This is a genomic window from Enterococcus sp. DIV0561, assembly GCF_050539875.1.
Lineage (GTDB): Bacteria > Bacillota > Bacilli > Lactobacillales > Enterococcaceae > Enterococcus > Enterococcus faecalis.
This window is the reverse complement of sequence record NZ_CP172927.1, coordinates 2019499-2032143: the sequence shown is the minus strand read 5'-3', so window position 1 is coordinate 2032143 and position 12645 is coordinate 2019499. Positions and strand designations below refer to the sequence as shown.

At 38.1% G+C, this 12645-nt stretch carries 6 protein-coding genes; all 6 read left to right on the top strand.

What is annotated here, in order from left to right:
• Positions 1-209 precede the first annotated feature (209 nt).
• The 6 genes from IGM13_RS09745 (at position 210) to IGM13_RS09720 (ending at position 12630) form a co-directional block, all read left to right on the top strand.
• Positions 210-4565 (top strand): PolC-type DNA polymerase III, encoded by a 4356-nt coding sequence (locus tag IGM13_RS09745; protein ID WP_002400824.1) that lies wholly within the window; start codon positions 210-212, stop codon positions 4563-4565.
• A 211-nt stretch (positions 4566-4776) separates the two neighbouring features.
• Positions 4777-6234: an amino acid permease gene (locus IGM13_RS09740; RefSeq protein WP_025188664.1), complete on the top strand. Its 1458-nt coding sequence runs from the start codon at positions 4777-4779 to the stop codon at positions 6232-6234.
• Positions 6235-6451: 217 nt separating this feature from the next.
• Entirely contained in the window at positions 6452-7828 is a 1377-nt protein-coding gene (locus IGM13_RS09735; RefSeq protein ID WP_002420043.1) for a hypothetical protein, read from the top strand.
• Between the two features lie 180 nt (positions 7829-8008).
• Positions 8009-10798 carry an ATP-dependent DNA helicase DinG gene (locus IGM13_RS09730; RefSeq protein ID WP_002420044.1) on the top strand — a complete coding sequence of 930 codons (2790 nt, stop codon included), beginning with the start codon at positions 8009-8011 and terminating at the stop codon, positions 10796-10798.
• Positions 10799-10873: 75 nt separating this feature from the next.
• Entirely contained in the window at positions 10874-11392 is a 519-nt protein-coding gene (locus IGM13_RS09725; protein ID WP_002382785.1) for a DUF5590 domain-containing protein, read from the top strand.
• A gap of 38 nt (positions 11393-11430) precedes the next feature.
• Positions 11431-12630 (top strand): pyridoxal phosphate-dependent aminotransferase, encoded by a 1200-nt coding sequence (locus IGM13_RS09720; protein ID WP_002420046.1) that lies wholly within the window; start codon positions 11431-11433, stop codon positions 12628-12630.
• The last annotated feature ends 15 nt before the right edge of the window (positions 12631-12645 follow it).

Genomic DNA, 12645 nt, shown 5'->3' with positions numbered 1-12645 from the left:
CCGCCACTTATCAGCGTTTAAGCTTGAAACAAAAATCTAAAGTGATTTTTGTTTCAAGCTCTTCTTAGCTCTTTTTAGAAAAGAAACAAGATTGTTTTTTTACAAAAAACGAGTATACTTAATAGAGAAGCGAATGCAGAGAAACCGAAAAAGGCACTTGACAGATTTGTCTGAGGGCCTTTTTTCAATGATAGAAGGAGGTTCATTTTGTGACAGAAAAAGCACGCGATTTATTTGATAAACTGATGACGCAAATTCAGTTAGATGACACAGCGAAAGAACATCCCTTAATTCAAAATGGCCGGATTGACAAGGTCATTGTTCACCAACAAAGTCGCTTATGGGAATTTCATTTAAGTTTTGATGAATTGATGCCAGTGATGCTATATCAAACATTTATGCAACAATTGGAACTAGCTTTTCAACAAATTGCGCAGGTTTCCGTTCAAATAACCACAAATCAGACAACATTTACTGAGGAACAATTAACGGATTATTGGCAGTTGGCCTTGTTAAATAGTCAATGCAATACGCCGTTAGTTCAGAAAGTCTTAAAAACACAGACACCACAATTTGAAGATCGGAAAATTATCTTACCTGTTGATAATGAAGCAGTTATTCCTTATTTGAAGCAACAATATTTACCAATTATTGAGGAACTTTATTTCTCTTACGGGTTTCCTAAATTTCATATTGAACCAAAAATGGATCAACAGCAAGCTGCAGAAGTGCTGAAAAAGTTTGAAGAGCAAAAATTAGAACAAGCCGCAGCCTTTCAACAACAAGCTGCTGAATCGCTTGTTAAACATGAACAAATGAAAAAAGAAAAACAACAACAAGCGCCTGCGTTTGATGGTCCAATTCGTTTAGGTCGGAATATTCCCAATGATGAACCCATTATGCCAATGGGAAACATACTGGAAGAAGAACGTCGGATAACGATTGAAGGCTTTATTTTTGATAAAGAAGTGCGTGAATTGCGTTCTAAACGAAAAATTTTAATTTTGAAAATTACTGATTATACTTCCTCTTTCGTGGTGAAGAAATTTTCGAATGGGGAAAAAGATGAACAAGTTTTTGATGCGATTCAACCGCAAAGTTGGATTCGTGTTCGTGGTAGTGTACAAGAAGATACCTTCATGCGTGATTTAGTCATGAATGCCCAAGATTTGATGGAAGTCGCCCATGCGCCAAGAAAAGACTACGCGCCAGAAGGTGAAAAACGTGTAGAATTACACATGCATAGTAACATGAGTACAATGGATGCGACCAATAAAGTCGGTGACTTGGTGGCGCAAGCGGGGAAATGGGGTCACAAGGCCATCGCAATTACGGATCATGGCGGCGCCCAAGCGTTTCCTGATGCCCATGCTGCAGGTAAAAAAGCAGGCGTTAAAATTTTATACGGCGTGGAAGCTAATATTGTTGATGATGGTGTACCCATTGCTTACAACGAAGAACATATTGAATTAACAGATGCTACCTATGTGGTCTTTGACGTGGAAACAACGGGGCTTTCCGCTGTTTATGATACCATTATTGAATTGGCCGCTGTCAAAATGCATAAAGGAAATGTCATTGAGACATTTGAGCAATTTATTGATCCTGGCCATCCATTATCTCAAACAACGATCAATTTAACTGGGATTACAGATGAAATGGTGCGCGGTTCAAAATCCGAAGAAGAAGTTTTACGCATGTTTAAAGAGTTTTCAGAAGGAACTATTTTAGTGGCCCACAACGCTTCTTTTGATATGGGGTTCTTAAACACAAGTTATGGCAAACATGGAATACCGGAAGCGGCTAATCCCGTCATCGATACATTAGAATTATCCAGATTCTTGTATCCACATTTCAAAAGCCATCGTCTAAATACCTTATCGAAAAAATTTGGCGTCAACTTAGAACAACATCACCGCGCCATCTATGACTCGGAATCAACGGGTCATTTGTGCTGGATTTTCTTAAAAGAAGCGAAAGAGAATCATGATATGCATTTCCATGATGATTTGAATCGTCATATTGGCGAAGGAGACTCATACAAACGAGCTCGACCTTTCCATGCAACGATTTTAGCAACAACTCAAGCAGGATTAAAAAATCTTTTTAAATTGATTTCGATGTCCAATGTAGATTATTTTTTCCGAGTACCACGGATTCCTCGTTCGCAATTATCGAAGTTAAGAGAAGGGCTTTTAATCGGTTCCGCATGTTCAAACGGCGAAATTTTTGAAGCAATGATGCAAAAAGGTGTCGAAGAAGCAAAAAATCGTGCCAAATTCTACGATTATATTGAAGTTATGCCCAAACCAGTTTACGCGCCATTAATTGAACAAGAATTGGTGAAAAATGAAGCAGATTTGGAAGAAATTATTAGTAATCTAGTGAAAATCGGTGACGAACTTGGCAAGCTGGTTGTCGCCACTGGAAATGTTCATTATTTAAATGAAGAAGATGCCATCTATCGGAAAATTTTAGTCGGGTCTATGGGTGGCGCTAATCCGTTAAATCGCCATAGTTTACCAAAGGTTCATTTCAGAACCACCGATGAAATGTTAACGGAATTTCAATTTTTAGGACAAGACGTCGCTAAGCGAATTGTAGTAGAAAATCCCAACAAAGTCGCTGATTTATGTGAAGAAGTTATTCCAGTAAAAGACGATTTGTATACGCCGAAAATTCCTGGGTCTGAACAAGAAATCACTGATTTAAGCTACAATCGTGCGCGCGAATTGTATGGCGATCCTTTACCAGAAATTGTCGAAAAACGGTTAGAAAAGGAACTGAATTCGATTAACGGAAATGGTTTCTCGGTCATTTATTTAATTTCTCAAAAACTGGTGCATAAAAGTAATGAAGATGGCTATTTAGTTGGTTCACGGGGCTCTGTAGGTTCGAGTTTTGTTGCGACAATGACAGGGATTACTGAAGTAAATCCTTTAGCGCCACATTATTATTGTCCTGAGTGTCAATATTCTGAGTTCTATGAAGATGGTTCCTATGGTTCAGGGTTTGATATGCCTGAAAAAGCCTGTCCAAAATGTGGCGCTCGATTGTTTAAAGATGGTCACGATATTCCTTTTGAAACGTTCTTAGGGTTCCATGGCGACAAAGTTCCCGATATCGATTTGAACTTTTCTGGCGATTATCAAGCCGAAGCCCATAACTACACGAAAGTTCTTTTTGGTGAAGAATATGTTTACCGGGCAGGAACCATTGGTACAGTAGCCGACAAAACAGCGTATGGCTTTGTTAAAGGATATGAAAGAGATCATAATTTACATTTGCGCGGCGCTGAAATTGATCGCTTAGCCAAAGGTTCAACAGGGGTTAAACGGACGACTGGGCAGCATCCCGGCGGTATTATTGTAATTCCTGATTACATGGATGTTTATGACTTTACGCCAATTCAATACCCTGCTGATGATCAAGAGGCAGAATGGAAAACGACGCACTTTGATTTCCATTCCATTCACGATAATATTTTAAAACTTGATATTCTGGGACATGATGATCCAACCGTGATTCGGATGTTACAAGATTTATCTGGGATTGAGCCAAAAACCATCCCAACAGACGATCCAGAAGTGATGCGTATTTTTGAAGGACCTGAGGTTCTAGGTGTGGATGCAGAGCAAATTTATTCTAAAACAGGAACGTTAGGAATTCCTGAATTTGGAACACGTTTCGTTCGAGGCATGTTAGAGCAGACCCATCCATCAACTTTTGCAGAATTACTTCAAATTTCTGGACTGTCTCACGGAACCGATGTGTGGCTAGGGAATGCAGAAGAGTTGATTCGCCGTGGCGAAGCCAATCTTGCTGAAGTAATTGGTTGTCGTGATGATATCATGGTTTATTTAATTCATGCTGGTTTGGACAGTGGGATGGCCTTTAAGATTATGGAAACGGTACGTAAAGGACAATGGAATAAGATTCCTGATGAACTACGGGATACGTATTTAAATGCGATGAAGGAAAACAACGTCCCTGACTGGTATATTGATTCTTGTTCTAAAATTAAATATATGTTCCCGAAAGCCCATGCGGCAGCATACGTATTAATGGCATTGCGGGTCGCTTACTTTAAAGTTTATTTCCCAATCTTATATTACTGTGCATTTTTCTCCGTTCGGGCGGATGACTTTGACTTAGTGGCAATGTCACAAGGGAAAGAAGCTGTGAAAGCACGAATGAAAGAAATTACGGACAAGGGGATGGACGCCTCCACTAAAGAGAAAAACTTATTAACGGTTTTAGAATTATGTAATGAAATGTTGGAACGGGGATATAAATTTGGCATGATTGATTTGTACAAATCAGATGCTGAAAATTTTGTGATTGAAGGGGATACCTTGATTGCACCTTTCCGAGCAGTGCCAAGTTTAGGACTCAACGTAGCGAAAGCCATTGTCGCTGCACGAGAAGAGCAACCGTTCTTGTCGAAAGAAGATTTGGCAACACGCGGTAAAGTTTCTAAAACGTTAATTGAATACATGAATGAAAATGGTGTCTTAAAAGACTTGCCAGATGAAAACCAATTATCACTATTTGATATGTTATAAAAGAAAAATCTCTTAGAAAAGGGGCGGTGAAGCGACTTATTCATCGCCCCTTTTTTAGCAATCAAATAAATTAGAAAACCATTGCTAGAAGCGTTTTAATTACTTATTAAAAAGCCATCTTTATTTAATTATGTTAAGCTTGTGCATAAAAAGTAAAATGCTTATGATAAATGAAGAGCTTTATTTTTTTAATAAGAAAGGAATTGGTTATATGGACAAAAAGCAATTACGATGGTTCACCGTCGGGTTAATTGCCTTTAACATGGTCTGGGGTCTTGGAAATGTTGTGAATAATTATGCACAACAAGGGATTTCAGTGGTCACTTCATGGCTTTTGATTTTAGTTTTATATTTTATTCCCTATGCGTTAATCGTAGGACAGTTAGGTTCAACATTTAAAGACAGTAATGGTGGGGTTAGTTCGTGGGTGCAAAATACCAGTACTAAACGTCTAGCCTATTATGCAGCATGGACTTATTGGGTAGTGCACATTCCTTACTTGGCACAAAAACCACAAGCAATTTTAATTGCCTTAGGCTGGGCAGTTCAAGGGAATGGAAACCTAGTCAATACGATGCCAATCGTAACGGTATCATTTATTTCATTAATAATTTTCTTGGTTTTCTTGTTATTATCAACAAAAGGGTTAACCACCTTAAAAGTTATTGGTGGTTTAGCTGGAACCGCCATGTTTGTGATGTCTATTTTATTCATTTTATTAGCGGTAGGCGCACCATTTATTAATTCAACGGTTGAATTTGCGACGCCAAACATGTCACAAGTCAGCACTTACATTCCTAAATTTGACTTTAGTTATTTTACAACCGTATCAATGTTAGTTTTTGCGGTAGGTGGCGCTGAAAAAATTTCTCCTTACGTAAATGCAACTAAAAATCCAGCCAAAGAGTTCCCTAAAGGAATGATTTTCCTAGCAGCAATGGTTGGTTTATCGGCTGTTTTAGGTTCATTTGCAATGGGAATGTTATTCTCAAGTGACAATATTCCTAAAGATTTAATGGCAAATGGTGCCTACAGTGCCTTCCAAAAATTAGGCGCATATTATGGTGTCGGTAATCTCTTAATGATTGTTTATGCTTTGACGAATACAGTGGGTCAAGTGGCTGCGTTAGCCTTTTCAATTGATGCTCCACTGAAAATTCTTTTAGCTGAAGCAGATCCAGAATTTGTTCCAAGTTGGTTACGTAAACGTACGAAAAAAGGTACGTTAATTAATGGTTACCTATTAACAGGTATTTTAGTAAGTATTATTATCGCTTTACCGATGTTTGGGTTGAAGGACATGAACGAAGTGGTTAAATGGCTAACTAACTTAAATTCTGTAGTTATGCCAATGCGTTACTTGTGGGTCTTCTTTGCCTATATGCTTCTAAACAAAGCATACAAACAATTTAATGCAGAATATAAATTTGTTAAAAATCCTAAAATTGGTTTTGTGTTTGGTCTCTGGTGTTTCCTATTTACAGCCTTTGCTTGTATCCTAGGAATGGTGCCTAAATTTGAGTATGCCTCAGACCCTCAAGGCTGGTTGTTCCAATTAGCTTCTAACATTGTAACACCAATCGTCTTAATTCTATTAGGAATGATTTTACCAGCAATTGCACGTCGCGAGAAAAAAGACACAATTTTGCCAATTGATTCAGCAGAATAATTGGTTGCATGTTTCAAGGATAAAATAGTCAGTTTAAGTATTTTGCGTGAGATAAATGGTCAATAGGACTGTTTGTCTCACGTTTTTTTCTATCGATTTTTCTCTAAAATTTCTGTTGTCTCTTAAAAACATGAGAAAATCAGAAGAATTTCTCCTGTATACTAAAGGTATCTATCATTAAAAATGGTTATTAACGGAGAAAAAGGAAGTGAACCTCATGACTAAAACACTTGAAACACAACCAGAAGAGAAAACGGTCTTTCTTTGTAAAGAAACGAATCCAGATTTTTTAGGACGAGAAATTTATGCGGATAATGTTGAAACACCGTATAATTTTTACTTAATTCGCAAGCTTTATTTAGCGAAAGAGTATCAAAATTTAGCAGAAGGGGAACAATTTTTTGAGGCTTTATGTGAAAGTTGGGATGAATCAGAACAGTTTGAAGAGTTAATTGTTAAAAAGATTTATGTCTATGTTGAAACGGAGTTAATGTACTACACTGTTTATTTTGGAAGCTTTGAGCCGACCACTCGTGACTTACGATTCGCACTAAAACAATGGATGTATGAAATACCGACAACTAAAAATAAAAAAACAGTCCGTACGAATGAAACCAATGTGCAAGTAGTGCCGCAAGAAAATCAAATAACGGAATTAGCTGGTGAAATTGCTGTCTTACGTGAAATGTTGACACTTTTAAAAGAAAATTTAGTTTCCTTAAATGAAGCCGTTAATCAAACGAGAAATCCCGTCATTTCTAGACAAATAAAAACGATCCATTTGAAAAGAGCTTCTCCTGTGATAGCCGCAGAACAGGCATCTCTGAAAATATCAGAGGATACTAATCCGGAACAACCAGACGTCAATCTCTCGCCTGATAATCTGGAAAAGCAAGAAGTTGAAACTACTGTAGCACCAAGTGAAGCAGTGCTTCCTGTTAACAAACCAGCGCTTGAAGAACGAGCGAAAGAACCAGTGTTATCTGAACCAGCGCCATTTGAAGAAGCGCAGCCAGAAAAAAAACAAGAAAACCAGCAGAGCACCGCGGCAAAACCTTTATTTACTTTTCCACAAGAAACAGAAAAAAGCTCGCTAAATTCAGTGAATGATTCTGCCGAAAAAGAAGAGGAGCAGAAGCCAGAAAAAGAAGCTGTCTCTATGGAAAGTGAAGAAGAAAGTTCATCAAGTCGGACAATTCCTGCAGACTTTCAACGACAATTGGACGAATTAGAAGAGGAAATTTATCGTCGCTTTATGAGTCGCCAGTTAGAGGATACTGATGGAAATCAAGCAGTTCCGAAAATAACGATTGAAAAAAGACAGTTAGAAGCACAAATGCTTGAAGCAAAAGCATTCTCACAATCATTTAAACAAGTTCAAAAGAAAAAGGCAGGAGACGTGCGAATTTGCAATCAGTTAAGTTGTATGAAATTAGAAAAAGGATTAGATAAATTTTTAGACGAAGTTACAGAATATGTTGAAAAGCGGACCCTATTTAATAAAAAGGTTCGTTGTCCGCTCCCAGTAATCAGAGAATTGGAAGGCTATGGGCAATTAAACCAGTATATGCAGAAAATCCTTGACTGTTATTAATCGTTTATTTAGGAGGAGGTAAGACAAAACCGTTCAGTTTATCAGCTTTTAAGCCTGAAACAAAAATCACTTTGGATTTTTGTTTCAGGCTCTTTCTTATTATCTCTGGAAAAGATTTCAAGAGAATTTTTGAAATACTAGTGAAAATCCTATAAATTGTAGTATAATTTTCAAAGATGAATGAAAGGCGTGAAGTCATTGAAAGACAAACAAGTGTATGCAGTAGTTGACCTTGAAACGACTGGAACAGATCCTACAAGTGATCGGATTATTCAGTTTGGATGCGTTCTCGTTCAAGATGGAAAGATTATTGCGAACTTTGCGACAGATGTGAATCCCAATCAAGTAGTACCAAAACAAATTCAAAGTTTAACGGGGATTAGTAATACGCAAGTTCAAAAAGCGCCTTATTTTGAAGATGTAGCACATACAATTTATCATTATCTGGAAGATACTATTTTTGTGGCGCATAACGTCCACTTTGATTATAATTTTTTAGCTCGTGAACTGGTACGGTGTGGCACGCCGCCACTTACCATTCCAGCCATTGATACAGTGGAATTGGCACAGATTTTTTTACCGACAGAAAAAAGTTTCCGTTTAAGTGATTTGTCGGAAAGTTTAGGTTTGTCTCATGAGAATCCCCATCAAGCAGATAGTGATGCGCAGGTTACAGCCGAACTTTTGTTATTAATTCAAGAAAAAATGAAATCTTTACCATTAGTCACTATGGAAAAAATTGCGGAATTAAGTCAACAGACAGCGCGGGAAACCAGTGCCTTTATTCAACAAACGTATGAACAAATGAAAAAACAAGTCACACCATTAAATCCAGCTTATCAAGTGGTCAGTGGCATTGCTTTACGCAAAAAAGAAGTTCCTCTTTTTGAAGAAACGTTCTATCAGACTAGCACGTATCCCAAAACTAAAAAAGCCAAAGAAAAACTGTTTGGCGAACGTTTCGCTTATCGTGCGGAACAGAGTCGGATGATGAATTTAGTCTATGATCATTTTACAGAAGGAACGACAAAAGATTTATTTATTGAAGCAGCGACTGGAACGGGAAAAACATTAGGCTATCTGTTGCCGATGAGCTATTTAGCAACGCCAGAAAAACCAGTCATCATTTCAACAGTTTCGATTGTTTTACAAAATCAATTAGTGGAAAAAGATTTACCATTAGCCAATCAAATCTGCCAAGGGAAATTACGAGGCATTGTTATTAAAAGCCATCGACACTATCTTGATTTACAACGCTTTAAGGCAACGTTGAATCAGCCAACTCCGCAAAAACAATACGCTCTTTATCAAATGGGCGTTCTCGTCTGGTTGCTAGAAACAGAAACGGGCGATTTAGATGAACTACAATTGACGAATTTAAATCATTTATTCTGGAAAGAAGTTACACATCGCGGATTGGATTTTCTTTCAAAAAAAGATGAACTTTATGAAGTTGACTTTTTAAGACATCTGTATAAAAAAGTCGCTCAAAGTAACGTGTTGATTGTTAATCATGCATTTTTGGCGCAAGAGTCGCTAAGGAAACAACCGTTATTACCTGAAAGTCCGTGGCTAATTATTGATGAAGCACATCATTTACCAGACATCGCTAGTCGGATGGCGAGCGAACGAGTGAACAGTGTGATACTAAAAAAACAAGTCACACATTTTATTGAAAAAGAGCAACTTTTTGTTGCTTTACAGCAAATTTTTCAACAGTTTTCTGAAGAGCAGCGGCTTGTAAAAGTTTATCAGCAAGGTTTACTGGATTTTGTGGATGAATGGCAAGATTTTCTTTTTGAATTGCATCGTTTATTTAGTAAAACGCAGAAGCGGATAGACCATCAGGAGTTGCTTTTAACCAAAGAACGTATTGATTATTTATCTGCTGCGGGAGAAAAACATAGTCAAACGCTCCAGCTTTTACTGCAGGAGTTGTTAACTATTCAAAGTAAGTTACAGCAAACAATTATGAGTCAGTTGGAAACCTTTAGTTTGGCTGATCGCATCGTTTTTGTTCGCTTGTTTCAATTTTTTGATGAAATTGAACGTATTCATCACTGTTTTACCATTTATCTTGATGATTGGCGTCCACGTTGGGTAAAAGAATATTTACCACAAAATGAAGACCATGGCTTGATTGAAATTCATGACTTAGAAGCTAGTTTGCTTCCTGAAACAAAGTGGTATCCGCGGTATGAACGAATTATTTATACAAGCGGCACATTGAAGTTTGGCAACAATAAAAAGTATTTACCGCAACGGTTAGGTTTAACAGAGGTGACGTTCAAAACCCTGCCAACGCCATATAACTATGCAGAAAATGCGCGAGTCTATGTACCGGAAGAAGCAGTAGCCATTCAAAATGCCTCTTCCTATGAAATGGGTCAATACATTTCAGATACCATTGAAAAATTGATGGCGCAAGAGGAACGTTCGCTGTTGGTTCTTTTTACTTCGCATGAATTATTGTCCACCGTGTATCATCAAGTCCAGCCGAGATTATTGGAAAAAGGACAAGAGGTCCTCGCCCAAGGGATTAGCGGCAGTCGTGAAAAAATTCTTAAACGGTTCTCTAATGGAAAACCGAATGTCTTGCTAGGAGCCGATAGCTTTTGGGAAGGTGTGGACTTACCAGGAACAGCTTTACAGTTATTGATAGTCACGCGTTTGCCTTTTGAAAACCCGAAACGACCACTTGTGCAAGCAAAATATGCGTATTTAGAAGCAGAAGGGATACAACCATTTGCTCAAGAAGCGGTACCGAAAGCAGCCTTACGTTTGCGACAAGCACTGGGCCGTCTAATCCGTTCTGAAGAAGACAGAGGGGCATTGCTGATTCTGGATCGTCGTTTAGTCACTGCAAAATATGGCAAACGATTAATCAAAGCGTTTCCCAAGGGACTCTCAGTAAAAGAAGCGCCCATGCCTGAAATTTTAGAAGAATTAAAGGAATTTTTAAACAAATAATCGATTATTTTTAGGTCATATTTGTGAAAGGCCGCTATTTTTCTGCTATAATAAGACCCAGTAAGTTTAGAGAGGATGGAAGGATTTTTGGAGGAATTAGAAGAAAAGAAAGAGAAGAAACGGATTACTGTCCTTTTAACCCTATTGGCAATCCTTTTAGCAATTCTTGTAACAATAATTATCTTTTTTGTACGAACCAATCAACCAATGGCTCAAGCCAAAAAAGAAGCAACCGCAATTGCCAAAACTTCTGCTAATTTAGAAACAGTTGATAAATTTTACTGGTTTACACGCAAAAATACGTATTTTACTTTAACCGGCAAAAATGATAAAGGCACAGAGATTGTCGTGATTGTCCCTAAATCGGGAGAAAAAGTCACGGTCTTAAATCAAAAAGATGGTCAAACTGAACAACAAATAACAGACATTGTTGCTAAAGCCCATCCCGATGAATCGGTGATGAAAGCTACGTTAGGGCTTTATGATAAGCGCCCTGCATGGGAAGTGGTCACCGAAAATGATCAAGGAGTACTAACATATTATCTTATGAGCTTTGATAAAGGCGAAGAGATCAACGTTGTCAAAGATATTTAATTTAGATAGGTTTTGATGAAAGTGGGAGTGAAAGGTGTATGAACGTATCAAATCGAGCACAGCAATTGACTCCTTCTGTTACATTAGCAGCTGCCGCCAAAGCGAAAGCATTAAAAGCAAAAGATGTAGATGTTTTAAGCTTAACGGTTGGGGAACCAGATTTTGTAACCCCAAAAAATATTCAAAAAGCAGCAATTGCTTCAATTGAGGATGGAAGAGCAAGTTATTACACACCTTCTGGCGGCATTCCTGAATTAAAGCAAGCAATTGTCTCTTATGTGGAACGAGAATATCAACTTCGTTATCAACCCAAGCAAGTTATTGTGACAGATGGTGCCAAATATGCGCTGTATCTATTATTTCAAGCCATTTTGAACGTTGGGGACGAAGTGATTATCCCTGTCCCTTATTGGGTAAGTTATGGTGAACAAGTCAAGTTAGCAGAAGGCAAGCCAGTGTTTGTATCAAGCACGCAAGAGCAATCATTTAAAGTGTCAGTCGCACAATTAGAAACTGTACGAACGGACAAAACAAAAGCAATCATTTTAAATTCACCATCTAACCCAACTGGTGTTATTTATACAGAAGAAGAATTACGCCAAATTGGTGAATGGGCAGTTGCTCATGATATCCTCATTATTGCAGATGATATTTATGGTCGTTTGGTGTACAATGGACATCGGTTCACACCAATTGCAACCATCTCAGAAGCAATTCGCCAACAGACAATCATTATTAATGGCGTTTCCAAAACATATGCAATGACAGGCTGGCGCATTGGTTTTGCAGTCGGGGATGAAAAAATTATTCAAGCAATGACACAACTCGCTTCACAATCCACCAGTAATCCAGTCGCAGTTAGCCAATATGCGGCAATTGAGGCTTTAACAGGTGAACAGTCGACAGTTGAAGACATGCGTCAGGCCTTTGAAAAACGCCTAAATCATATCTATCCAAAAGTAGCAGCTTTGCCAGGCGTTTCGCTAATAAAACCTGAAGGCGCCTTTTATCTATTCCCGAATGTCAAAAAAACGTTAGAAATTTGTGGGTATGATAACGTGACTAACTGGGTGGAAGATTTATTACAAGAAGCGCATGTTGCTCTGGTAACGGGAGAGGGCTTTGGTGCACCAGAACATGTGCGGATGAGCTATGCGACAGATTTAATGACGTTAGAAAAAGCGATTGAGCGAATGAATGACTTTATAGAAAAGAAACGAATTCAGCACAACGCCTAAAAGAATAAACTAAGA